General features: G+C 62.1%; 27 protein-coding genes and 1 tRNA gene. 14 read left to right on the forward strand and 14 right to left on the reverse strand.

Annotated features, from left to right (window positions below):
* Nucleotides 1-26 precede the first annotated feature (26 nt).
* Together minD and minE are read left to right on the forward strand one after the other, a co-directional pair.
* On the forward strand, nt 27-842 hold the full coding sequence (minD, locus tag AC0L2H_RS11620; RefSeq protein WP_008876959.1) for a septum site-determining protein MinD: 816 nt from the start codon (nt 27-29) through the stop codon (nt 840-842).
* Entirely contained in the window at nt 839-1,111 is a 273-nt protein-coding gene (gene minE, locus AC0L2H_RS11625) for a cell division topological specificity factor MinE (protein WP_473590327.1), read from the forward strand. The genes minD and minE overlap by 4 nt, the downstream gene beginning before the upstream one ends.
* A gap of 115 nt (nt 1,112-1,226) precedes the next feature.
* Here the strand turns inward: minE and AC0L2H_RS11630 are convergent, their stop codons facing one another.
* The gene (locus AC0L2H_RS11630) at nt 1,227-1,967 is read right to left on the reverse strand and encodes a sulfotransferase family protein (RefSeq protein ID WP_473590328.1); all 741 of its coding nucleotides are present in this window, start codon (nt 1,965-1,967) and stop codon (nt 1,227-1,229) included.
* Nucleotides 1,968-2,587: 620 nt separating this feature from the next.
* Here AC0L2H_RS11630 and AC0L2H_RS11635 point away from each other — a divergent pair.
* Entirely contained in the window at nt 2,588-3,358 is a 771-nt protein-coding gene (locus AC0L2H_RS11635; protein WP_473590329.1) for a hypothetical protein, read from the forward strand.
* Nucleotides 3,359-3,379: 21 nt separating this feature from the next.
* Here the strand turns inward: AC0L2H_RS11635 and yghU are convergent, their stop codons facing one another.
* Complete coding sequence (gene yghU, locus AC0L2H_RS11640) at nt 3,380-4,246, reverse strand: glutathione-dependent disulfide-bond oxidoreductase (protein ID WP_473590330.1); 867 nt, start codon at nt 4,244-4,246, stop codon at nt 3,380-3,382.
* Between the two features lie 272 nt (nt 4,247-4,518).
* Here yghU and AC0L2H_RS11645 point away from each other — a divergent pair, with 272 nt between their 5' ends.
* On the forward strand, nt 4,519-5,421 hold the full coding sequence (locus AC0L2H_RS11645) for a S1C family serine protease (RefSeq protein WP_473590331.1): 903 nt from the start codon (nt 4,519-4,521) through the stop codon (nt 5,419-5,421).
* 38 nt (nt 5,422-5,459) lie between these two features.
* On the opposite strand, the gene AC0L2H_RS11650 is transcribed toward AC0L2H_RS11645, so the two are convergent.
* Both AC0L2H_RS11650 and AC0L2H_RS11655 read right to left on the reverse strand, forming a co-directional pair.
* Nucleotides 5,460-6,086 (reverse strand): hypothetical protein, encoded by a 627-nt coding sequence (locus tag AC0L2H_RS11650; RefSeq protein WP_473590332.1) that lies wholly within the window; start codon nt 6,084-6,086, stop codon nt 5,460-5,462.
* Nucleotides 6,087-6,221: 135 nt separating this feature from the next.
* On the reverse strand, nt 6,222-7,115 hold the full coding sequence (locus AC0L2H_RS11655) for a LysR family transcriptional regulator (RefSeq protein ID WP_473590333.1): 894 nt from the start codon (nt 7,113-7,115) through the stop codon (nt 6,222-6,224).
* Nucleotides 7,116-7,215: 100 nt separating this feature from the next.
* On the opposite strand from AC0L2H_RS11655, the gene AC0L2H_RS11660 reads away from it, so the two are divergent.
* The 4 genes from AC0L2H_RS11660 to AC0L2H_RS11675 all read left to right on the forward strand — a co-directional run bounded on the left by AC0L2H_RS11660 (nt 7,216) and on the right by AC0L2H_RS11675 (nt 10,279).
* Nucleotides 7,216-7,956, forward strand: coding sequence for an SDR family oxidoreductase (locus AC0L2H_RS11660; protein ID WP_473590334.1), 741 nt, complete (start codon nt 7,216-7,218; stop codon nt 7,954-7,956).
* A 33-nt stretch (nt 7,957-7,989) separates the two neighbouring features.
* Nucleotides 7,990-8,187, forward strand: a complete 198-nt coding sequence (locus AC0L2H_RS11665) for a tautomerase family protein (RefSeq protein ID WP_097577330.1) — start codon at nt 7,990-7,992, stop codon at nt 8,185-8,187.
* A gap of 157 nt (nt 8,188-8,344) precedes the next feature.
* Nucleotides 8,345-8,953 (forward strand): YdeI/OmpD-associated family protein, encoded by a 609-nt coding sequence (locus AC0L2H_RS11670; RefSeq protein WP_473590335.1) that lies wholly within the window; start codon nt 8,345-8,347, stop codon nt 8,951-8,953.
* A 261-nt stretch (nt 8,954-9,214) separates the two neighbouring features.
* Entirely contained in the window at nt 9,215-10,279 is a 1,065-nt protein-coding gene (locus tag AC0L2H_RS11675; RefSeq protein ID WP_473590336.1) for a GSU2403 family nucleotidyltransferase fold protein, read from the forward strand.
* A gap of 36 nt (nt 10,280-10,315) precedes the next feature.
* On the opposite strand, the gene AC0L2H_RS11680 is transcribed toward AC0L2H_RS11675, so the two are convergent.
* On the reverse strand, nt 10,316-10,984 hold the full coding sequence (locus tag AC0L2H_RS11680) for a GntR family transcriptional regulator (RefSeq protein WP_473590337.1): 669 nt from the start codon (nt 10,982-10,984) through the stop codon (nt 10,316-10,318).
* A 234-nt stretch (nt 10,985-11,218) separates the two neighbouring features.
* Between AC0L2H_RS11680 and AC0L2H_RS11685 the strand changes: the two genes are divergently transcribed.
* Entirely contained in the window at nt 11,219-13,321 is a 2,103-nt protein-coding gene (locus AC0L2H_RS11685; RefSeq protein ID WP_473590338.1) for an EAL domain-containing protein, read from the forward strand.
* A 280-nt stretch (nt 13,322-13,601) separates the two neighbouring features.
* Here the strand turns inward: AC0L2H_RS11685 and AC0L2H_RS11690 are convergent, their stop codons facing one another.
* Both AC0L2H_RS11690 and AC0L2H_RS11695 read right to left on the reverse strand, forming a co-directional pair.
* Nucleotides 13,602-13,931, reverse strand: a complete 330-nt coding sequence (locus AC0L2H_RS11690) for a GYD domain-containing protein (protein WP_473590339.1) — start codon at nt 13,929-13,931, stop codon at nt 13,602-13,604.
* Between the two features lie 305 nt (nt 13,932-14,236).
* Entirely contained in the window at nt 14,237-14,470 is a 234-nt protein-coding gene (locus tag AC0L2H_RS11695) for a DUF6894 family protein (protein ID WP_473590340.1), read from the reverse strand.
* A 184-nt stretch (nt 14,471-14,654) separates the two neighbouring features.
* On the opposite strand from AC0L2H_RS11695, the gene AC0L2H_RS11700 reads away from it, so the two are divergent.
* On the forward strand, nt 14,655-15,374 hold the full coding sequence (locus tag AC0L2H_RS11700) for a Crp/Fnr family transcriptional regulator (RefSeq protein ID WP_473590341.1): 720 nt from the start codon (nt 14,655-14,657) through the stop codon (nt 15,372-15,374).
* Between the two features lie 18 nt (nt 15,375-15,392).
* Here AC0L2H_RS11700 and AC0L2H_RS11705 read toward each other — a convergent pair whose 3' ends face one another.
* Entirely contained in the window at nt 15,393-15,638 is a 246-nt protein-coding gene (locus AC0L2H_RS11705; protein ID WP_473590342.1) for a hypothetical protein, read from the reverse strand.
* 51 nt (nt 15,639-15,689) lie between these two features.
* Nucleotides 15,690-16,004: a DUF982 domain-containing protein gene (locus tag AC0L2H_RS11710; protein ID WP_473590343.1), complete on the reverse strand. Its 315-nt coding sequence runs from the start codon at nt 16,002-16,004 to the stop codon at nt 15,690-15,692.
* Nucleotides 16,005-16,497: 493 nt separating this feature from the next.
* Between AC0L2H_RS11710 and AC0L2H_RS11715 the strand changes: the two genes are divergently transcribed.
* The gene (locus tag AC0L2H_RS11715; protein ID WP_473590382.1) at nt 16,498-16,656 is read left to right on the forward strand and encodes a hypothetical protein; all 159 of its coding nucleotides are present in this window, start codon (nt 16,498-16,500) and stop codon (nt 16,654-16,656) included.
* Here AC0L2H_RS11715 and AC0L2H_RS11720 read toward each other — a convergent pair.
* The 3 genes from AC0L2H_RS11720 to AC0L2H_RS11730 all read right to left on the reverse strand — a co-directional run bounded on the left by AC0L2H_RS11720 (nt 16,653) and on the right by AC0L2H_RS11730 (nt 18,075).
* Complete coding sequence (locus tag AC0L2H_RS11720) at nt 16,653-16,838, reverse strand: hypothetical protein (protein WP_473590344.1); 186 nt, start codon at nt 16,836-16,838, stop codon at nt 16,653-16,655. The two genes, AC0L2H_RS11715 and AC0L2H_RS11720, sit on opposite strands and share 4 nt — an antisense overlap.
* Before the next feature lie 811 nt (nt 16,839-17,649).
* Entirely contained in the window at nt 17,650-17,793 is a 144-nt protein-coding gene (locus tag AC0L2H_RS11725) for a hypothetical protein (RefSeq protein ID WP_473590345.1), read from the reverse strand.
* A 208-nt stretch (nt 17,794-18,001) separates the two neighbouring features.
* Nucleotides 18,002-18,075, reverse strand: a tRNA-Gln gene (locus AC0L2H_RS11730).
* 123 nt (nt 18,076-18,198) lie between these two features.
* On the opposite strand from AC0L2H_RS11730, the gene AC0L2H_RS11735 reads away from it, so the two are divergent.
* Nucleotides 18,199-18,372 (forward strand): hypothetical protein, encoded by a 174-nt coding sequence (locus AC0L2H_RS11735; RefSeq protein ID WP_473590346.1) that lies wholly within the window; start codon nt 18,199-18,201, stop codon nt 18,370-18,372.
* 25 nt (nt 18,373-18,397) lie between these two features.
* On the opposite strand, the gene AC0L2H_RS11740 is transcribed toward AC0L2H_RS11735, so the two are convergent.
* Nucleotides 18,398-18,871 carry an Lrp/AsnC family transcriptional regulator gene (locus AC0L2H_RS11740; protein WP_473590347.1) on the reverse strand — a complete coding sequence of 158 codons (474 nt, stop codon included), beginning with the start codon at nt 18,869-18,871 and terminating at the stop codon, nt 18,398-18,400.
* 157 nt (nt 18,872-19,028) lie between these two features.
* Between AC0L2H_RS11740 and AC0L2H_RS11745 the strand changes: the two genes are divergently transcribed.
* Nucleotides 19,029-19,781, forward strand: a complete 753-nt coding sequence (locus tag AC0L2H_RS11745) for a tryptophan 2,3-dioxygenase family protein (RefSeq protein ID WP_473590348.1) — start codon at nt 19,029-19,031, stop codon at nt 19,779-19,781.
* Between the two features lie 102 nt (nt 19,782-19,883).
* A complete protein-coding gene (locus tag AC0L2H_RS11750) occupies nt 19,884-20,297 on the forward strand; it encodes a DoxX family protein (protein WP_473590349.1) in 414 nt (137 codons plus the stop codon).
* 17 nt (nt 20,298-20,314) lie between these two features.
* On the opposite strand, the gene AC0L2H_RS11755 is transcribed toward AC0L2H_RS11750, so the two are convergent.
* Entirely contained in the window at nt 20,315-20,620 is a 306-nt protein-coding gene (locus AC0L2H_RS11755) for a hypothetical protein (RefSeq protein WP_473590350.1), read from the reverse strand.
* Between the last annotated feature and the right edge of the window lie 332 nt (nt 20,621-20,952).

Below are 20,952 nucleotides of genomic sequence, written 5' to 3' on the forward strand. Positions count from 1 at the left end.
AGACAACACAGAAGGAGGCATTTTTCATGGGCAAGGTAGTGGTGGTCACGTCGGGCAAGGGGGGCGTCGGCAAGACGACCTCGACGGCGGCACTGGGCGCCGCGGTCGCCAAAACCGGCAAGAAGGTGGCCCTGGTCGACTTCGACGTCGGCTTGAGGAATCTCGATTTGATCATGGGCGCCGAGCGGCGCGTGGTGTTCGACCTGGTCAACGTCATCCAGGGTTCGGCGAAACTCTCGCAGGCGCTGATCCGCGACAAGCGGGTCGAGACGCTGTTCCTGCTGCCGGCCTCGCAGACGCGCGACAAGGATGCGCTGACCGAGGAGGGCGTCGGCGAGGTGATCGAGCGGCTGCGCTCGGTGTTCGACTATGTCTTCTGCGACAGCCCGGCCGGCATCGAGCGCGGCGCGCAGCTGGCCATGCGCTTTGCCGACGAGGCGGTCATCGTCACCAACCCGGAAGTCAGCTCGGTGCGCGATTCCGACCGCATCATCGGCTTGCTCGACGCCCGCACCATGAAGGCCGAGCAGGGCGAGCAGATCGCCAAGCACGTGCTGGTCACCCGCTACGACGCGGGGCGCGCCGCGCGCGGCGAGATGCTCAACATCGACGATGTGCTGGAAATCCTGTCGACGCCTCTCTTGGGCATCATCCCCGAGAGCCAGGATGTGCTCAGGGCTTCCAACCTCGGTTCGCCGGTGACGCTCAGCGAACCCCTGAATTCCGCCGCCCGCGCCTATATCGACGCGGCCAAAAGGCTCGAGGGCGAGGACTTGCCGGTCGTCGTGCCGTTCGAGCGCAAGGGCTTCCTCGACCGGCTGTTGGGAAGGAGGGCGGCATGAACCTGCTCGAACTCTTCAGGCGGCGCGGCAGCGCGCCGGTGGCGCGCGAGCGGCTGCAGGTGCTGCTCGCCTATGAGCGCCGCAACCGCAGCCAGCCGGATCTGGTTTCCATCCTGCGCGAGGAGATCATGGCGGTCATCGCCAGGCACGTGCAGATCGACCAGGATTATCTGAAGGTCTCGATGGATCGCGGCCAGACGATGTCGACGCTGGAGATCGATATCCAGATCCCCAACAAGAGTGCAGCCCCGCTGGCGATGGCGGGATAAACTGCCCTCTTGCGCCTGATCTTGGGCGGGGAGGCGGTGCCTTACCAGCCCCGCCTCTGCCGACCCGAATGGCGGCACCGTTGCCTTGGTGGAGCGGCGCCGGCCTTCCGCGCCGCTACCCCAGCCACCACCACAGCAGGCCAAGCACCGCGATCACACCGGCCAGCAACAGGCCCAGCATGATGTAGGCGCCCTTGATGATGTCGCGGATGATCTTCTTGACGCTTTCGCGGTCATTGAGGTTCGGGAACGGCTCGGCCGGTTCGGCCACGCCGAGAAACCGGCAGAGCGGCCCCCAGCCATCGGTCACCTTGAACACCAGCAGCTTTTCCGGCGGCACGGCGGCCCTTACCTCCTCGGTGTAGGCGTTGTAGCGCGCGACCGCCTTGTCGCGGTCGCCCATCACGCCGGCCAGCGTACGGCCCCAGATCAGCTTGCGCGACATGTCGCCGAATTTTGCGCCGAACGGCGTCAGCCATTCCAGGATCTTGAACTGCCAGACATTCTCGGTGAAGTAGATCGTGTCGATCGTGCTGTCGTACCAGGCTTCGGCGCCGCGCGGATGCAGCGTCAGCAGCACCTTGGCGTCGGGGTTCGCGGCCAGCAATTCCTTCCACACGCAGCAGCCTGGATTGTCGACCGTCGCGGTGTAGTTGGCAAAGACCCGGTTCCAGTCCTGCCTGCTGCCCGGCGGGCTGTTCGCCACCATGCGCCAGAAGTCGAGATGGCCCTTGTTGGCCTTGTTCAGGATCACTTCCTGCATGTGATAGCAGGGCAGGCCGAGCTTGTTCAGCGCGGCAAAGGTCGACCATGTGCCGGTGCGGCCGAAGCCGGCCCCGATGAGCTTGAGCGTCATTCCCCATCCCCCCGATCGGAGCGCCGCGCGTCCTCGACGCGCAAAGACCCCCCGAATCTGCATCGTGCCTTTTTTCGAAATCGATTCTGATTTCGCGGCAGATGCGATGGACTCATACTCTTTTATGTCAGTCCACGGCGATCATGGTGCGCCCAGACGCGTCTGTGCGCAACGAATTTCCATCATCCTCCCCGTAGCGGATTTTGCTGCTTTTTTTAGGGACCAGCGGACGTGAGGGAGCGTCGCGACCGGCTAATGCCACGAATCATTAGGAATTGTTGAAATGTTTTCAGGCTCGTTAACCAATAGACCTGATGGTCTAGACCTGGTACGGGCAATTGGGCGTGGACTTGTTAGGTTCCGGGAACGTGCATTGGACGTTCCGTTACTTTAGCCAATCAATATATATCGTTATGATACTTATGGGCTAGAGGAGGGCCGATGTAAAACCCCGCCCACGGCTTGCCCGACCTCGTCCAGGGTGGAATGCCGATGCTTCCGGCCGCGCCGGCTGGCGGTTCAGATGGGCACTGGCCGATGGCAGCCTGGAGATGTAAAAGCCGTCCGACGACAGGTCGGTAAGGCACTATCGGATGCGCGCCGGTCGAATGAGGAATGGCATGGCCATTGACGCTTCCCGATCGCCACGCGTGATCCTCCTGCTTGGCAGCGCGCCCGATGTGGTGCGTTGTGCGCCTTGGCCAAAGCAGGCCTTCAGCAAGATCGTCGCCATCAACAACGCCTGGCGCGTTCGCCCCGACTGGGATTTCCTCGTCCATGCCGGCGATTTCCCGCCGGACCGGCTGCCTCGGGGCGACGTCCTGCGGCAGGCCGAGATCTTCAGCGCCGCGCATTACGTGCCGGCACAGAACGCCTTCGGCGGCTTCGTCTATGCGGGCGGCACCATGGCGATGACGGCAGCCTACTGGACCATCCACAGCCAGAAGCCCGACGTGCTGGCGTTCCTCGGCTGCGACATGATCTACGACCAGCCCGGCAACACGCATTTCTACGGCGTCGGCCGTGCCGATCCGTTGCGTGACGACCCGACGCTGCGCAATCTCGAGGCCAAGTCGGCTCGCCTGCTCGTCCAGGCGCTCAGGCGGGACTGCCTGTGCGTCAACCTGTCCAACCTGCCGCGCAGCCGGCTGATCCTGCCGAGGCTGACAGTTGATGAATTGAGCGGACTTTCCCATTCGAGAATTGCTGCAATGAAGGCGGAGATTCTTGCCGGCATCGAGCTCGACAAGGCCGACAGGGCCGAGGAGATCGAACAGGATCTCGGCTATTTCTACGAGGACGGCATGTACTGGAAGCATCTCGACGAGATCGACGAGACGTATCTCGCCGACATCGACCGGCTGTGGATGTCGGCTGTGGAGAGGGCCTGAGCGGCAGCTTGAGCGCTCAGCTTACTCCGCCGCGAGCTTGTCCTGCGTCCTGGTCTCGAAATCGCTGGCGTCGTGGCGCTCGTGCAGCTGCATGGCGGGTTCGCCGAAGGCGCGGTTGACCATGCGGCCGCGCTGCACCGCCGGCCGCGCGTCGATGGCGTTGGCCCAGCGCTGGACGTTCTTGTATTCCTTGACCGACAGGAACTCGCCGGAATCGTTGTACATCCGGCCGAGCGCCAGTCCGCCATACCAGGGCCACACCGCCATGTCGGCGATGGTGTAGTCGGCGCCGGCCAGATATTCGGTCTCGGCAAGCCGCCGGTCGAGCACGTCCAACTGGCGCTTGACCTCCATGGCGAAGCGGTCGATGGCATATTCGATCTTTTCCGGGGCATAGGCATAGAAATGGCCGAAGCCGCCGCCGAGATAAGGGGCCGAGCCCATCTGCCAGAACAGCCATGACAAGGTTTCGGCGCGCGCCGGCTGCCCGGTCGGCAGGAATTCGCCGAATTTCTCGGCGAGATAGACCAGGATCGAGCCGGATTCGAAGACGCGGATCGGCTGCTTGCCGCTGCGGTCCATCAGCGCCGGGATCTTGGAGTTGGGATTGACCTCGACGAAGCCGCTGCCGAACTGGTCGCCGTCATTGATGCGGATCAGCCAGGCGTCGTATTCGGCGCCGCTATGGCCGAGCGCCAGAAGCTCCTCCAGCATGATCGTCACCTTGACGCCGTTCGGCGTCGCCAGGGAATAGAGCTGCAGCGGATGCTTGCCGACCGGCAATTCCTTGTCATGCGTCGGGCCGGCGACCGGCCGGTTGATCGAGGCGAAGGCGCCGCCACTCGGCTTGTTCCAGGTCCATACTTTCGGCGGTGTGTATTCGGTCATCTCGGGAGGCCTCGTTTTTGGCGGGAGGGTCTTGGGAGGGCAGCTTGCGCGATCAGAGGTCGGTTCGGACAGGATTGGTCTACACCAAGCTACAGATAGCGCGGATGGCGGAAAGTTCAACTTGCGTTGAACTATTGTTGAAGCCGGCGCGAGTTCCTCCTTCTCCCACAAGGGAGAGAAGCGAAGTCTGCCCTTGCGCGCGACCGTGAGCGCCATACCTATAGAGGATACCGGGCCTAGCCGGCCCTCATGATCATTGCCGGGACAAAAGCATGCCTATCGATACTATCTTGCGGTCCATCGTGGCCGTGCGCGCCTCAATTCCCGACGATGCCTTCACCGCCAATGCGCTGGGCACAAGCCGGGAGGGCAGCGGCGTGGTCATCCGCGACGACGGGCTGGTGCTTACCATCGGCTATCTCATCACCGAGGCGGAGGAGGTGTGGCTGACCAGCCATGACGGCCGCGTGGTGCCGGCGCATGCGCTGGCCTACGACCAGGAAACCGGCTTCGGCCTGGTGCAGGCGCTGGCCCCCCTCGGGCTGCCCGCGGTGGCCCTCGGCGACGCGGCCAAGGCCGGCGTCGGCGATCCGGTCGTGCTCGCCGACGGCGTCGGCCGCTCGGTCAGGGCGCATATCGTCACCAAGCAGGAATTCGCCGGCTATTGGGAGTATCTGCTGGATGAGGCGATCTTCACCGCGCCGGCGCATCCGTCCTGGGGCGGCGCCGCCCTTATTGGAGAGGACGGCAGCCTGCTCGGCATCGGCTCGCTGCTCCTGCAGATGAGCCGCAATGGCGAGGTCGCCGATATCAACATGATCGTGCCGATCAACCTTTTGCCGCCCATTCTCGACGATCTCCTGACGCGCGGCCAGGTCGCCAAGCCGCCGCGCCCATGGCTTGGCGCCTTCTCGGCCGAGAGCAATGGCGAGGTCGTGGTGATGAGCGTCGCCGAAGGCGGCCCGGCCGCCGAGGCCGGCCTGCGCCAGGGCGACATCATCTCGGATGTGCGCGACGGCGAGGTCGATGGTCTCGCCGATTTCTATCGCAAGCTGTGGCAGAACCCGGCCGGCGCGGAGATCCCCTTGCGGGTGGTGCGCGACGGCCGCGAAACCTGGCTGCGCGTGAAATCCGCCGACCGAAACAGTTTTCTGAAGAAGCCGCATCTACAGTAGCGAGGCGTAGGGACTGCCCGGCATTCGCCTTCCGACGATCACTCACCGCAAGCGGCAAAGCCCGTGCCTTTGTTCCATTCCGCGAAGGGGATGACCTTGCCTTCGACCGACAGGGTCTTGTGCACCGTCGTGCCGTCCGGCTGTTTCCTGCTGCTTTTGCCCTTGCCGGTCAGCACGTTGTAGTCGCAGGCGCTTTCGACATTGTCCTTCAGATAGTCGTGATGATCATAGGCATAGCCGGCGACGATGAAGGCGCCGTTGCGCCAGGCTATCGTCAGCGTCTCGTTGGTGCGCTCGCTTCCCGTTGGCATGGCCGGCAGATAGAGCCTGATCGAGCCGTTGGGCAGCGCGGTCAGTTCCGGCTCTGTGTCGGAGGCCTCGTAGCCCGGCCGGTCGTAGCCGTTCCATTCCCCGTAGATCTGCTCACGCACGATGCCGGCCGGCTTGAGAAAATTGTGCTCCTTATCCCTGAGGAAGAAATACATGTCCATCGGGTCGGTGGGCTCGGTCTCGACGATCATCGCCAGGTCGGTGGCGCCGTCGCCGTTGAAGTCGCCGGTGAGCGCGGTGATGATCTTCTGACTTTCGATCGGTTCGGCCATGGCCGAGCCGTAGGGTGGAGAACTTGCCAGCAGCAAGGCAAGGCCGACAAGCATCGATCGCATGGCATATCCCGAGGAGGGGGTGAAATGTCTGGAATGAAAACAGGACGATAGAAGACTTTGCGGAAGCTACATCACTGCAGCATGATCCGCCATGGGCGTCGAGGGACAGCGCCCCAAGCGTTGACTATGTTCGGCCTATGTCCCGCCCTCGCCAAAGATCCCGGTCAGCCAGTCTATGAACACGCGTACGCGCGGCGCGAGCTGGCGGTTCTGCGGGTAGAGCGCCGATACCGGCGTCGGCGCCGGCGGAAAGTCCGGCAGCACCTCGACAAGAGTGCCCTTGGCGAAATCCGCGGCGAAGCGATAGTGAGGCGCCTGCACCAGGCCGAAGCCGAGGCGCGCCAGCTCGGCCATCGTGTCGGAGCCGTTGACCGTCACCCGGCTGGGCAGCGTGACATAGCGCAACGCGCCGCCAATGGTGAATTCGAGCGGCATCACCTCGCCGGTCCGCGACGAACGGAAGCCGACCATCAGATGGCCGTCGAGATCGTCGGGGGTTGCCGGCATGCCGTGCTTTTTGAGATAGGCCGGGCTGGCGCAGGTGACTTCGCGCAATGTCGCCACCCGGCGCGCGATCATGCCGCTGTCGGCCTGTTCGCCGGAACGCAGCACGCAGTCGACGCCTTCGCGCACGAGATCGACCAGCCGGTCGCCATCGCCGATATGCAGGTCGATCCTGGGGTAGCGGTCGAGGAATTCGGCGAGCCGCGGCAGGATGAAGTGCCGGGCCATGAAGCCGTGCACGTCGATCCTCAAAAGGCCTTGCGGCTGCGCTGCCTGGAAGCCGGCCTCGGCGTCCTCGACATCGGCGAGGATGGCGAGGCAGCGCTGATAATAGGCCTGGCCGTCCAGCGTCGGGGTAACGTGACGCGTCGTGCGTTCGAGCAGCCTGACCCCCAGCCGCGCCTCCAGTTTCTTGACCGCCTCGGTGGCGGTCGAGCGCGACAGGCCGAGATCGGCCGCCGCCGCGGTAAAGCTGCCGCGCTCGATCACGCGGGCAAGGAGGCGCATCCGGTCGAGACTGTCCATGTCAATTGTTCGCCATATCCGAATGGTGTTGGCAAGTACCGAGCGATTATCCCGCAAGATTTATCGCCTATTTTAAGTCGACAAGAATTGGAGAGCTGACATGACCGGGCAGAATGGAAAGGCGGCGCTGGTGACCGGCGCCTCGAAGGGTATCGGCGCCGAAATCGCCAGGAGGCTGGCGCGCGACGGTTTTTCGGTCGTCGTCAACTACGCCAGGGGCGCCGAAGCCGCCGAAAGCGTGGTGCGCGAGATCGAGGCGGCGGGCGGCGCGGCAATCGCCGCCCAGGCCGATGTCGGCGATCCCAAGGGCGTGGCGCGTTTGTTCGACGCAACCGAGCAGGCCTTTGGCGGTCTCGACGTGCTGGTCAACAATGCCGGCATCATGAAGCTTTCGCCGCTCGCGCAGATGGACGACGCCGGTTTCGAGCAGCAGGTGGCGGTGAACCTCGGCGGCGTCTTCCGCGGCATGCGCGAGGGCGCAAGAAGGCTGCGCGACGGCGGCCGCATCATCAGCTTCTCGTCCAGCGTGGTCGGGCTCTACCAGCCGACCTACGGTGTCTACGCCGCGACCAAGGCCGGCGTCGAGGCGATGACGCATGTGCTGGCGAAGGAACTCGGGCCGCGCGGCATCACCGTCAATGTCGTGGCGCCGGGGCCGGTGGCGACCGAACTGTTCCTCGGCGGCAAGTCCGAGGCGCTGGTCGAGACGATCACCAGGATGATCCCGCTGGGCCGGCTCGGCCAGCCCGCCGACATCGCCGGCGTTGTGTCGTTCCTCGCCGGACCGGACAGCGGCTGGATCAACGGCCAAGTGCTGCGCGCCAATGGCGGCACTGTCTGACCTTTCTCCAACAACCCACAGGTAATCGACATCATGCCGTTTGCAAATTTCAAGGTGCCTGAGCGCGCGCTGTCCGCCGGACAGAAGGAGGACCTCGTCCACAAGACCACAGCCCTGTTCGTCGAGATGTTCGGCGAAGACGTGCGCCCCTACACGATGGTGCTGATCGAGGAGGTCGCCGATGGCGGTTACGGCCGCGCCGATGTGGTGTTCACGATTCCGGAGGGATGAGCGGCGGACGTGAAGCTGCCAATCACCCCTCCAGGGAGATTGGCAGCTTCTGTCCTGCAAGCCTTGCAACGAGCCTGTACTGTTGCTTCATTTGAGCGAAGCAGCAGCGACAGGACAGGAGGAAACCGATGACAATCGCCAAGCGGCAGGGCCTCTGATGGCCCCGGTCAAGGTCGACCCAGACAAGGTGCACGAATTCAAGGATGCCGGGAGTTTCCATGCCTGGCTCGGCAGGCACCACGACACGGAAACCGAGGTCTGGATCAAAATCCACAAGGTGGGTTCGGGGCTGGCATCGATCACGCCGAAGGAGGCGATCGACGTGGTGCTGTGCTTTGGCTGGATCGATGCCGTGCGCAAGGGGCTCGACGAGAACAGCTATCTGCAGCGCTACACGCCGCGCGGCAGGAAAAGCATCTGGAGCCAGATCAACATCGATAATGTCGCCCGGCTGATCGAGGAGGGGCGGATGACCGGGCACGGATTGATACAGGTCGAGGCGGCCAAGGCCGACGGCCGCTGGGACCGCGCCTACAGAAGCAGGGATATGCAGATCCCGAGCGATCTCCAGGCGGCGATCGACGCCGAGCCGAAGGCGAGGGAGATGCTGGCCAAACTCAGCGCGCAGAACCGCTTCGCGCTCGCCTTCCGCACGCACAATATGAAGACCGAGGCCGGACGCAGGAAGAAGATCGAGACCTTCGTCGAGATGCTGAAGCGCGGCGAGACGATCTACCCGCAGGGGAAGAAATGGCGGGCGAGGTGATCCTGATGAGCCTGCTCGGCGCCTCGGCACCGTGCTCGGTCGGCGAATTCCATGCGCGGTGGCTTTCGCCGGCCGAAGCCAGCGGCGATCGCGATAAAGGCTGATTGCGCCCGTCTTGTAGTGCCGTTATCGTGAGTTAACTTATTGTGTTGATAGTGTTTTCCACCGTTGATAACGAGATCTGGCGCGGAAGTGGAAAATATCATCTAACACACTGAATAATATCATTTTTCCACTAAATGGTGGAAGGTTGGCGGAAAAGTGGAAAACGTGCTGAAGGAACTGACCGGCGAACAAAGGCGCCAACTCATAGACACTCAGCAGGTCTACGAGGCCTGGCTGAACGCTGAGGACGATCGCCAAAGACGCTTTGCAGGCAGCATGCGCTGGGTCGACCGCAACGGTGCGGACTATCTCCTGCGGAAGGTAAGGCAGACCGAGACCTCGCTCGGTCCGAGAAGCGAGCAGACCGAAGAATCGTTCGCCGCCTTCTCAGAGGGACGGGAGCGGAACAAGGATTTGCTGGCCGGCTTGTCAGATCGCCTGAATGGCTTGGCCAAAGTCAACGTGGCCATGGGATTGGGAAGGGTACCGGCCATCGCGGCCCGGATACTAAGACGGTGCGCTGATACGAACTTGCTCGGTAAGCAGTTGCTGGTCGTCGGAACGAACGCCCTGTTCGCCTACGAGGCTCTGGCGGGTGTCCAGATTTCCAGCGGCCTCACGGCGACGGGAGATATCGATCTACTCTACGATTCACGCCGTCGCATCAGCTTCATGACGGAACAGAAAGTAACTCAGTCGGGTCTGATAGGCATCCTGCGGAACGTGGACAAGTCCTTCAAGCCGCTCCAGCCCCGAGCCTTCAGGGCCACGAACCGTGATGGCTATCTGGTCGACCTTATTCGACCTCAGGCAAGAAGCGTTCTCAAGGACAAGGCGCCGACATCGATCACCTCGATCGTCGATGATCTTGATGGCGCCCCAATGGACGGGCTGCAATGGCTGATCAATGCCCCGAAAACGGACGCCATAGCGATCGACGAACGAGGCTATCCCGTAAGAATTCCAACGGTCGATCCTCGAACCTTCGCACTTCACAAGGCATGGTTGGCCAGGCGGCCTGACCGATCCGCGGTCAAGGCTACCCGGGATCGGGAGCAGTCGATTGCCGCCGCGGTCATTGCCAAACGGTATTTGAACCTTGCGCTAGACAGCGAATATCTCGCGGGCTTTCCTACGCCGCTTCGAGAAGCTGCCGTTATGCTCTCCTTGGACGATCAGTCCGGGGTTTCCGAAAGCTCTCCAAACGAGCCCAACTGGTAGCGCAGCGTTGTGCCGCTGAACTTGCGGACGCTTGGTCTACGCCGCGCCGGCCGTCTTCTCGATTTCCTTGAGGTAAAACATCTTGCTCGGCTGCAGATGGTCGACGCAGAGCTGGGCCAGCACCCGATTATCCCTGCGCTTCATCGCCTCGATCATGAGCCAGTGGTGCCGGCGCGAGACTTCGAGCTCCTCGCGGTCCGCCAGCGAGTTGGCCCGCACCGGCAGGCTGAGCCGCATGTAATGATCGATCGACGACACCAGGTAGTCGTTGCCGCAGGCAGACAACATGGTCAGGTGGAAGCGGTCGTTGGTCTCATGGATCCCGCGCAGATAGTGGGCGTCGACATGGGCGCTGTAGGCGCGGTGAATCTCCATCAATTCGGCGATCAAGGCCTCGCTTGCCGGCAGCGGGATCATCAGCGCCGCCTGGCGCTGCAGGAGTTCGCGCACTTCGTAGATCTGGCGCACCTCGTCTGGCGACAGCCGCCGCACCGTCGCGCCCTTGTTGCGCTCGCGGGTGACGACGCCGAGCTTTTCGAGCTGGTAGAGCGCCTGGCGGATGGTGTGGCGCGACACCGGGAAGCGGGCGAGCAAGACGTCCTCGACCAGTCGCGCGCCGGGCTTCAGCCTGCCGAAGATGATGTCTTCCTCCAGCGCGCGCACGATGTCGGCTTCCTTGCCGCCATAGTCAGCCGGGTTGAGCATCTTCAAGTCCTCGCGCCGTTCGCGGCGGCCACTCTGACCGCAGAGCGAGCCTTCACGGTATTAGCAGAAATCTAGATCATGATTATCGGTAATATTGACCGCTTGCCCGGCGGTGAACAGACTAATCCGGCGGCTCGATTCGAAATGCCATAGCCGCCGCGGCGCTGCTTGCAGTAACGGTTTCTTCTCTGATTTTGCTGCACAGTGGCGCCGATCGGAGGGCGGGACCAGGGCATGGCCGACGACAAGACGCGCAACGGGGAGTTCTGGGCGCTGGCGCTTGAACGCGCGCATCTAGGCGTCTGGGACTGGGATTTGCGGAGCGGCGACTGTTTCTATTCGCCAATGTGGTCGCAAATGCTTGGCTATGGCGAGGGTGAGCTTGCCATGACAAGCGATCTCTGGCTGCGGTTGACGCATCCCGACGATCGTGGGCAAGCGGTGGCCAGCGGCGAACGCCATCTCGCCGGCCAGACCGATTCCATCGAGACCGAGCTCAGGCTGAAGCACAAGGACGGCCACTGGGTATGGGTTCTCGATCGCGGCGGCGTCGTCGAACGCGATGCCGAAGGACGGCCTCTTCGGGTGATGGGCGTTCAAACCGACATCACCAAGCAGAAGGAAGCGGAAGCTGAGCTCGAACAGGTCAATGCGCGCTTCCGCCTGGCATTGGCGGCCAGCGGCACCGGCATCTGGCACCACGATCTGGCCGCGCGCAAAAGCTACTGGGATGCCCGCACCAGGGAAATCTTCGGCTTTGTCTCCGATACCGACGAGGTGCCGCGCGACCTCTGGCACAGCTATCTTCATCCCGACGACAAAGATGCCGCCGAGTTGGCCCACATGGCGCCGCTGCAGACGAGCGACGTCGTCGCCGTGCAATATCGCATCGTCCGGCGCAACGGCGAGATCCGGCATCTCGAATCCCTGCTGCTCTTCGTCGCCGACGTGCAATCGTCGGGCCAGATCCTGGGTACGGTGCGCGACATCACCGAGGCGAAGCGGCGCGAGCAGGAACTGGCCCATGCGGCTCACCACGACGCCCTGACCGGCCTTTTGAATCGCGTCGCGTTCGACCGGCTGCTGGCAGACGACATCGCGACGGCGCGGCAGTTTCCGCTTGCGGTTTTCTACATCGATCTCGATTACTTCAAGGCGCTCAACGACTTCGCCGGCCACGCCGCCGGCGACCTCGCGCTGAAGAGCATCGCCGAAGGTATTCTGGGCTGCCTGCCGTCGTCGGCGCATGCGGCGCGCCTCGGCGGCGATGAGTTCGCGCTGCTGGTGCCCGATTGCGATGCAGGGCAGGCCGAGAGGCTCGCCGGCGCCGTTCTCGCAGCGGTTCGCAACGCCGATCTCGGCTCGACGGCGACGTCGCGCAAGCTCGCCGCCAGCGTCGGTATCGCCTTCATTGAGGACCGGAACACCACCGTGGTCGACGCGCTCGCCTGCGCCGACGACGCCTGCTATGCGGCCAAGGCTGCCGGGCGCAATCGTTTCGCGGTGTTTTCCGCCGAATCAGCATCCGGTTCCGGCGGTCTCAACGCGGCACGGCTGGCGGCCGACACCGTCGATGCCATGGAAGATGGCAGGCTGAAATTGTTCGGCCAGGAAATCCACCGGCTCGGAAAGCCCTGGCAAGAGAGCCGCCAAGTCGAAGTCCTGGCGCGGCTCGTCGGACGCAGTGGAAAGCTGATCCAGCCGGGCGAATTCATCCCGGTGGCGGAGCGGTTCGGCATCGCATCACGGCTTGACCGCTGGATCATCAGGACGGCGCTGTCGCAGCACGGGCCGGCGCTGAAGTCCGGGGCGCTCACGCTCGGTTTCAACCTGTCGGCGCAGACACTGAGCGACCCGCAGCTTTGGGATTTCGTCGACGCCGCCATCGACGAGGCCGGCGCGCCGCATTTCGGCATCGGCTTCGAGATCACGGAAACGGCCGCCGTCACCAATTTCAGCGCCGCCGAAGAGTTCGTGCGCAAGGCGCGCGAGCGGCACTGCCGCGTCAGCCTCGACGATTTCGGGGCAGGGATGAGCTCGTTCGAATATCTCAGGCGCTTTCCCGTCGACCAGATCAAGATCGACGGCTCCTTCATCGAACATATCGCGCAAAGCCGTTTCGATCGCGAAATCGTCTCGGCCATCTCCGCTATCGCCAGAAGCCTCGGCTGCTCCGTGGTGGCGGAAAAGGTCGAACGGCAGGACGCGCTGGAGATCCTCCAGGAGATGGGCGTTGCCTTCGGCCAGGGGTATTTGCTGCACCGGCCGGAGCCGCTGGAGGCGATCGTGGCGCGGGCGACCGCGCAAACGAACTCGCCGGTCGGCCGGCGAGCTTAGCATTTGCGGCAGGACGCCTCCATGCGCCGCGTTGCAAAGTTCCCGGCGGCTCCGGCAAGCGGCCTCCTTCGCTTGCGTGTCGATCGCGAGCACAATTATGGAACTTTTAGGTGCGACTTATGTTCTGCTCTTGTAGTTCCCGTATTTGGGAGGTGACTGCAAGAGGAGCGCGTCATGAACAATATTATCTGGCTGGTCGGTGCTGTTGTGATCGTATTGGCGATACTGAGTTTCTTTGGCCTAAGATAGGTGGCGGACGTCCGTCTGCCGCGGGAGTTCGTCAGGGCTTTCCCGGCGCGCGGTACCGGATAGACTTCGCCTTGCCAAGGGCTTGCATCGTATCTTCGACGCTCAGGAGAACGGTGGTCTCGTACGAGCTGAGCGCTCCTCCCGCACCAATGGCAAGCATGACCGATGCCATCGAAACATTGTCTGGCGCCTCCCACAGGTTCCAGCCATCGTGCTCTCCGAAAGCATACCAGAACCCGTGCAGCTTTCCGCCCGCTGCCTCGATGCAGGTACGGGCAGCGTCACGCCGATCCTCGGGGTTTTCGATCATGCGTGCCCAGGTCTCGGGCGTATAGCTGAATTGTGAGAGATACATGGGCATGGTTCGCCTCCTGGGGCGGCCGATCCACAGCGGCTCGGCGTCGGGGGGATCGAGGGGGGACTGGCGCCGAGCCTAACCGGTTGGATCGGTCCCCGGCTGATATGAATATGCGCCTTTGCTAATATAAGTGCAACCAATGAATCCGTGCTCGGGGGGCGATCAGGCCGATCTTGAGGGCAACAGCCCGTCGTTTGCCTATGCGGCAGCGCGCGTAGCAGCAACAGTCCGGGCTCGAAAGGATGGACGTGCTCCGCCGGCGTCATTCCAGGCGTTTGGAATCTGGAACGTTATCGCCGGCATTTTGCTTAGCTCCAGGCTGAGGCGAGGACCAGAGAGGCCTCAAAGATCTGATCCCCGTTCGCGTCCCGCACCTTGACGATGATCTTCAGATTGTCGCCGTCCGACACCTCGTCGCGTGCGACATCGTGCAATATCCGCAGCGCTTCCACCCCCGCCCGTTCCCGGGTGGGAAAGAGCTGTCCTTCGCCATCCATCTGAGTGTGATCAGTGTTGTAAAGGTCGAAATAGAAACGTTCCATGCAACAAAATCCGGCATCCTAAGCTTCAATTCGTGTTCGCGCTCATGGTTCCAATCGCGCTGGAGACAAGGCCCTGGAAGAGATCCCGTGCCGATGTTGGCGGCGGCGATGGTTGGCTTGCTGCAACCAGCCTTGATTTCCAACGTTTCATCCAGGGCGTTCAAAGCAGGATCGGAAATCTTGGATGCTGGAGTCGCTTTATCTCAATCTCGGCCAGCACGACGCCCTCTCGGAGGGGGAGCAGGCGCTGCTTGCCAGTACCATGTCGACCGAAGGATATTTCGCCACCGGCGAGGATATCGTTTCGGAAGGCTCGAGGCCAACATACAGCACACTCATCGTTGACGGCCTGGCCGCGCGCTACAAGGTGCTGGAAGACGGCGGGCGGCAGTTCACCTCCCTGCAGGTACCCGGCGATTTCGTCGACCTGCATGCTTTTCTTCTGAAGACGATGGACCACGGCATCATCGCGCTGTCGCCATGTCACGTCATCGCCGCCGAGCACAGCAAGCTGCGCACCATTACCGAGCAGGCTCCCCATCTTACCCGGCTGCTTTGGCTGGATACACTTGTCGATGGCGCGATCCACCGGGAGTGGATCGTGGCAATGGGCCGACGTTCCAAGATATCGCATCTGGCCCATCTCATTTGCGAACTCTTTATCCGGCTTCAGGTGGTCAAGCGAACCGCCGGGATGAGTTTCCTGCTTCCCCTGTCGCAGGCGGAACTGGCTGACGTGCTGGGGCTGTCGGTCGTCCACATGAACCGGGTCATTGGCACGCTGCGCAAGATCGGCGTGATTGGCTGGGCAAACCACAAGGTAACGATTCTTGACTGGCAGCGGCTTGTCGAAATAGCCGAATTCGATCCCACCTATCTCAGCATGAATCGCGAGCCGAGATAGGCCAGGATCCGCGTCCTCCTATTGCTGGCCCCGATGTGTGGGCTTCCACGCGGTAAGGGAGGCGATATCGACGGTGACAAGGCCGCCCGCCTTGAAGGTGACCCTGCCTTTGCCCTGGTCGACGTCCGTGACATGGCCGACTATGGCAATCTGATCGCCCGGTTTGGCGCCGGCCGGAGGCTCGATCGCGAAAGGGAAATTATGGGTAGGGATCCTGACACGCGCGCGACCACTGCCGAGCACTTTCAGGACGGTGCCATTCACGATCACTTCGTCGCCAACCCTAAGGATCCAAGCCATGCGCGAGACCGTCTATCATCGGCCGGACCGATCACGTTGCACCTGGCCGTCCGGCGAGCACAACTCGTCCAGCATGGCAAGCGCGCTCGACGGCTTCACGGGCTTCAGCAAACCCTGTTCGACGGCGGCTTTGGCGAAGGCGTCGAAAGCAATGGCCGGGCGGCAAATGCCATTCAGGGCATCGTCCACCAGCCTGACCGCCGCGGCATAGGGCGCGGCTTGCTTGTTCGCCCATTTGCCGTCAAGCGCCTTCCTGGCATCGGCGATCGATGAGACCACCATCGAGTCACCATCCAGGAATTTAATGGTCAGTGGCAGGAACGTGCTCATCAGTACTCACCACCCAAACCAATCTCTTGTACGCCACAGCAGCCCCACGAAGGGCGCGAGCAGGAAAAGAGCGGCGCCCAGGACCAGAATGGGATTGCTTGTCTGAAGCGATTTCATCATTGCCACCCGCATAGGATTTGGATCGCGATAAACGAAGATATCCGGAGCTGGTTGCATCCACTGGACGTTATTCAACGCCACCTGCGTTCAGGCGGCTTCGGCGGTTATGTTGACCGTCCAGCAGGGTCACTGCTTTCTCTTCGCCGAGATTGCCTATCACCTCGGGGCAGCCGTTCGCATTTAACTTTGATATGTCTCCGGGAACGATTGGGCCGAGCGTTGTGCGGGGAGGGCGCTCGGCTGTGTCGGCCCGCTCCAACGAACCAGAGGGCGGCCAATTTTTTCGATCGGCATGCGTTGCGCCTTTGGAACGAGGGAGGAGTCGACGCTGAAGAAACCCGACACGTCAAAGATGGTACGCAAGCAGCGCCGCGTGCAACGCAAGTTCGACACCGACGACCGCGCCAAGGCGAAACCAAAACGGGATGGCGCCCCGGCCTATGTGTTCCTGGCCTCGCAGCAATGCTCCAGCTACGTCACCGGCGAGATCCCGCCGGTCGTGGGCGGAGAGGGGCTTCGGATATCGGGCTAATTCTGCCGCCTGGTGCCGGCAGATATCGTCGCCTCCGCCGAGCGCTGGGCTTCGCGCATGATCTTCAGCGCTTCGTCCCGGGTCAGTCCGCACTTTCGAGCGAAATAGGCCGCCTCGTAGGCTTCCGCCGGAGAGACCGCGGAAACACCAGACTGTTCCAGTTTCGATTTCTTCTTGGCCATGCCGGCTCGCCGACTGTGAATCATTTAGTCAGCTAATGTAGCACTCTTGTTTGTCAAGGCAAATCCGGCTGGGTAGTGCATCAATTTGAAATCTGGCCCCAGCTACTTCCGCACGAGGTGCAAGCGGCCTTTCTCGATTGAACTCGTGCCCTTGGGCACGAAGAAACACCTCCATCTGTATCTCTGATAGGCCTCGAACTTCATATGGGGAATGATTGTTCGATAGAATGTCATTAAATGCTCGCAGAGGTGGTAGCGGTCATCGGGGGAGGCTTGGGCGCGTGCTCTTGGGATAAACCACTCCGGCTCTTGCGGCTCATTCATATATGCAGGGCGGGGGAGCCTGACGTAGTAGCCGTCTTTCGTCTCCCTGACTTCGCGAGGATCTATCGGATGGCAATCTTTGTTGCCGCAGCAATCCGATTGCATAATCGGGTCTTTTTTGCCGGTGTACCAATCGTGGGCGTCCGCGTCGCCAGATAGGACCAACCACGCCAGCGCGATCCATCTTCGTGGCTGTCCCATGACACCCCTCGCATTCCCGGATAAGGATATATTAGTGAGGCCTAATTGTCATCCGGCAACTCGCGCCGGCCATTTTGCGCAGAAGCGGCGTGGATATGCCGGGTAAACCTGCCCCTTTCACAAATCGACTCGGATTCCGTGTGGACTTTTTGCTACAAAAATCAGGTCGTTTCGAAGCGATTCGGGGCAGCAAAAAGCGGGGCCGCACCAAAAACTGATGCGCTACCCTCGGCTGCGCGGCTACGAAGCGTCAGCTATTCAGGCCTGGCGCCGTTCGATACGGCGATCACGAAGCCCGATTTTGCCGTACATCGGCGGTGTCGGTCTCGTTCAAGAGGTCGCAAAGCGAAATGGCTTCATGGTGGCACAGGCCGATCAGCGCCAGGGCTGAAAACTGGGCCGGCAGGTCGAGCTGTTTGTCCCACACCATCCACCTGCCATTTGGCTCCATGATACATTCAAAGCGCAATGCACGTCCCGACATTCGACCTCCGGCGATTCACCGCCGTCTGGTACATCGCCTAAGTAAATGAGTGGTTGCGTTTCTAAAACCTGACGTTGAATCTCGCCGATGGCGGCAGCCGGCCGAAAAAGCCGGCGTCGTGTCGCCGGTTCGGCAATGGCGCCGGCCGCGCCGCTGGTTCCCGCTCATGGGCTCGAACCACGATTCACGCCTTCAAAGGGCGCTGTCCTACCATTAGACGAAGCGGGAATAGACGAAGCAAATGCTCTCTAACACTTTCCCGTCCGCGAATGAAGCTGTCCGCGAATCAACTCCGGTTCGCAGCGTCGCTGCAACCAGACGACCTCTGGCGCATTCTTGGGAATGGCCTCGATGCTCCAATCCGAAACGCCGGCAAAATGCTGCTCCTACTGCGGCGGGCGTGACCATAATTACGAGGACTGTCCGAAGCGGAAGACCGACGGCGAACGGCAGAAGGAGGGACGCGACGAGCCAGGCACGCAGCCGCTGAAATCGAAGCCCTCTTTCTGGCGGGAAGGATTGTGACGAAAGCACGCGAAAGCGGCCCCTCCTATCGCTTTGTCTGCGCATGCCCCACGGCATTGGCAAACGAGATGTCGCCCTTGATCTCGCGCATCGCCATCGAGGTGATGGTGCGGCGCACGCCGGGCAAGCGGCTGAGTTCCACGCGCAGCATCCGGTCCAGCGCCATCATGTCGGTGGTGACGATCTGCAGGAGATAATCGGCCTCGCCCGTGGTGGCGTGGCAGCGGCGGATCAGCGGATGTTTCCTGACCGCCGCCTCGAAAGCGTCGGAGACCTCGAAATCGATCGACACCTGGATGAAGGCCTCGATGCCGAAGCCGAGGCTGGCCGGATCGATGCGCGTCGAGTAGCCCCTGATGATGCCGGCATCCTCCAGCGCCTTGACCCGCTTCCAGCACGGCGTCTTGCTCAGGCCGACCTCGTCGGCGAGCGCGGCGAAGGAGATTCGCGCATCGCGTTCGAGCGCTTCCACAATCCTGAGGTCGAGAGCGTCCAGCACCGATCGTTCTCCAGAGCTGACACAAAATCGGACTTTCGTCCTTCATTTCTCGCTATCTGGATAACAGAAAGGAACAATGTTCAAGCCGAAAGCGTCTATCCTGTTGGCTCGGACCGAACAAATGCTTGAGCCGACAGGCCGGGCAGGGAGAAAAACCATGCATAAGCCGGACTATTACGCCCGCATCGAAGCGCCGGAGATGCGCGACTACGGCGTCTATCTCAAATGCGACAGGCTGCTGGCCTGCCAGAAGCCGCTGGCCGAGATGGTCAACGCGGATGAGCTGCAGTTTCAGATCGTGCACCAGGTCGAGGAGCTGTGGATGAAGCTCATCACCTACACGCTGGTCGATGTCGTCGATTTCCTCGAACGGCAGAACACCCACCGCATCGTCACGCTGATGGGGCGCGTGCATCGGCTGATGCGCATGATGACGGCGCAGCTCGACCTGCTCGAGACCATGTCGCCCAAGGAGTACCAGCAGATCCGGCTGCAGCTCGGCAATGGCAGCGGCCAGGAATCGCCGGGCTTCAAGCTGTTGCTGCGCATGCCGCCGGATCTGTGGCGGGCCTTCAAGGCATCCTATCTCGACGGTCGCGGGCTGTCGGTCGAGGACGTCTATGATTCCGAATACGATCACGGCGACTCCTACGTCGTCGCCGAGGCGCTGGTCGAATTCGACGAGCTGTTCCAGAAGTTCCGCGCCAATCATCTCCAGCTCATCCACCGCTCGATCGGGCTCGGCTCGAAGTCGCTGAAAGGCCGCCCGGTCGAATTGCTGGAGGCCGGTGCGCGGCACCGCTTCTTCCCGGAGCTGTGGGACATACGCTGCGCCATGACCGATCGCTGGGGCGCCGAATATGGCACGGTAAGGGAGCCGATCAGCCATCCTGAGGCGAAGGCTGGGTAGGCTTACCACGCCGCCAGCCAAAACTATTTTCAACCTGATGTCGGAACCGCCGCGCCTCGCCCGTCCTAGGGGCGAAACCGCAGCGAACCCTGGAGGGACATCATGGTATCAGTTCAATCGCCGTGGCAGACCACTGCCATACTCGTCGCCCGGCTGATCTTCGCCGCAGTCTTCCTGATGGCGGTGGCCTTCAAGGTCATGGACATGGGGGCGACCGCCGGCTACATCGCCTCGGCCGGCTTTCCGTTCCCGCTGTTCCTGGCCTGGTGCGCGGCGCTGCTCGAGGCCGTGCTGGTCATATGCTTCCTGACCGGAGCTTTCTTCACACCGGCAGCACTTGTCGCCGGCGTCTACGTCATCTTCCTCAACTTTGCCTTCCACGGGCCAAGCCACTGGGCCGGCAACCAGGCCGAGTTCGGCTTCTTCGTCGACCATTTCACGTTCCTGGCCGGGCTGTTGTTTGCCGCCGTGCACGGGCCGGGCAATGTGCTGGCCTCGAAGCTCGGCCGGGCCTGAGAGAGGCGAGGAAGGCCTCACATCTGGTCGTTATAGGGTTCCTTCATCTGGCCGACCATGCGCGCCAGCTTCGAGAAGGACGGCATGTCGGTCTCCGGCTGGCACTGGTTGGCCAACTCCAGCAGCCGGATCGGGAAGTTGACGGCGTCGCGGCTCGACGCCGACATGCCTTCGGACCGTTCCTCGCCGGTCTCGCCGGCCTCGGCCTTGCGTAGCGCTATGTCGATCTCCTCGACCGTCAGTATGCCCTTGCGGACAAGCACCTGGTTGATCGACGCGACGGCCATCAGGAGACCTTCGAGCTGCAGATTGGCGACGTTCATGGCTGTTGCTCCCATTGATCAGGTGAAAAACGCGTGAACCCAGGTTCCGATCCGAAGCGGCGTTCCCAGATCCGCTGCGTGCCTCCAGTCGGCGCGCCTGGATTCGGTTGTCGAACAGGGGGACTTCGATCGGAATGGGAATTTTTTCTTAGAAAGTCGTTGACTGGGTGAGGGCAGCTATGCTACATATTTGTCCATGGTGCTGATTTGCGCCAACGACCCGCCGCCAAGGCGGGTTTTGCTTTTCACGGTATCCCCACAGCCATGGCGGCGTTGCTTTTTGGCTCTGCCAGTCCGGCCTTGAATTGCATGCACTCGCGGTCTGCCTGTGT

This window comes from Mesorhizobium sp. WSM4871 (genome assembly GCF_055811295.1).

Bases quoted from the DNA above. Each gene is read 5' to 3' on its own strand.
- AC0L2H_RS11735 (WP_473590346.1), top strand. From the start codon at position 18,199: ATGCTCCAATCCGAAACGCCGGCAAAATGCTGCTCCTACTGCGGCGGG.
- AC0L2H_RS11710 (WP_473590343.1), bottom strand. From the start codon at position 16,004: ATGAGCACGTTCCTGCCACTGACCATTAAATTCCTGGATGGTGACTCG.
- AC0L2H_RS11700 (WP_473590341.1), top strand. From the start codon at position 14,655: ATGCTGGAGTCGCTTTATCTCAATCTCGGCCAGCACGACGCCCTCTCG.
- AC0L2H_RS11745 (WP_473590348.1), top strand. From the start codon at position 19,029: ATGCATAAGCCGGACTATTACGCCCGCATCGAAGCGCCGGAGATGCGC.
- AC0L2H_RS11755 (WP_473590350.1), bottom strand. From the start codon at position 20,620: ATGAACGTCGCCAATCTGCAGCTCGAAGGTCTCCTGATGGCCGTCGCG.
- yghU (WP_473590330.1), bottom strand. From the start codon at position 4,246: ATGACCGAATACACACCGCCGAAAGTATGGACCTGGAACAAGCCGAGT.
- AC0L2H_RS11720 (WP_473590344.1), bottom strand. From the start codon at position 16,838: ATGGCCAAGAAGAAATCGAAACTGGAACAGTCTGGTGTTTCCGCGGTC.
- AC0L2H_RS11725 (WP_473590345.1), bottom strand. From the start codon at position 17,793: ATGGTGTGGGACAAACAGCTCGACCTGCCGGCCCAGTTTTCAGCCCTG.
- AC0L2H_RS11655 (WP_473590333.1), bottom strand. From the start codon at position 7,115: ATGGACAGTCTCGACCGGATGCGCCTCCTTGCCCGCGTGATCGAGCGC.
- AC0L2H_RS11645 (WP_473590331.1), top strand. From the start codon at position 4,519: ATGCCTATCGATACTATCTTGCGGTCCATCGTGGCCGTGCGCGCCTCA.
- AC0L2H_RS11660 (WP_473590334.1), top strand. From the start codon at position 7,216: ATGACCGGGCAGAATGGAAAGGCGGCGCTGGTGACCGGCGCCTCGAAG.
- minD (WP_008876959.1), top strand. From the start codon at position 27: ATGGGCAAGGTAGTGGTGGTCACGTCGGGCAAGGGGGGCGTCGGCAAG.
- AC0L2H_RS11695 (WP_473590340.1), bottom strand. From the start codon at position 14,470: ATGGAACGTTTCTATTTCGACCTTTACAACACTGATCACACTCAGATG.
- AC0L2H_RS11635 (WP_473590329.1), top strand. From the start codon at position 2,588: ATGGCCATTGACGCTTCCCGATCGCCACGCGTGATCCTCCTGCTTGGC.
- AC0L2H_RS11650 (WP_473590332.1), bottom strand. From the start codon at position 6,086: ATGCGATCGATGCTTGTCGGCCTTGCCTTGCTGCTGGCAAGTTCTCCA.
- AC0L2H_RS11665 (WP_097577330.1), top strand. From the start codon at position 7,990: ATGCCGTTTGCAAATTTCAAGGTGCCTGAGCGCGCGCTGTCCGCCGGA.
- AC0L2H_RS11680 (WP_473590337.1), bottom strand. From the start codon at position 10,984: ATGCTCAACCCGGCTGACTATGGCGGCAAGGAAGCCGACATCGTGCGC.
- AC0L2H_RS11685 (WP_473590338.1), top strand. From the start codon at position 11,219: ATGGCCGACGACAAGACGCGCAACGGGGAGTTCTGGGCGCTGGCGCTT.
- AC0L2H_RS11630 (WP_473590328.1), bottom strand. From the start codon at position 1,967: ATGACGCTCAAGCTCATCGGGGCCGGCTTCGGCCGCACCGGCACATGG.
- AC0L2H_RS11670 (WP_473590335.1), top strand. From the start codon at position 8,345: ATGGCCCCGGTCAAGGTCGACCCAGACAAGGTGCACGAATTCAAGGAT.
- AC0L2H_RS11690 (WP_473590339.1), bottom strand. From the start codon at position 13,931: ATGCCCATGTATCTCTCACAATTCAGCTATACGCCCGAGACCTGGGCA.
- minE (WP_473590327.1), top strand. From the start codon at position 839: ATGAACCTGCTCGAACTCTTCAGGCGGCGCGGCAGCGCGCCGGTGGCG.
- AC0L2H_RS11750 (WP_473590349.1), top strand. From the start codon at position 19,884: ATGGTATCAGTTCAATCGCCGTGGCAGACCACTGCCATACTCGTCGCC.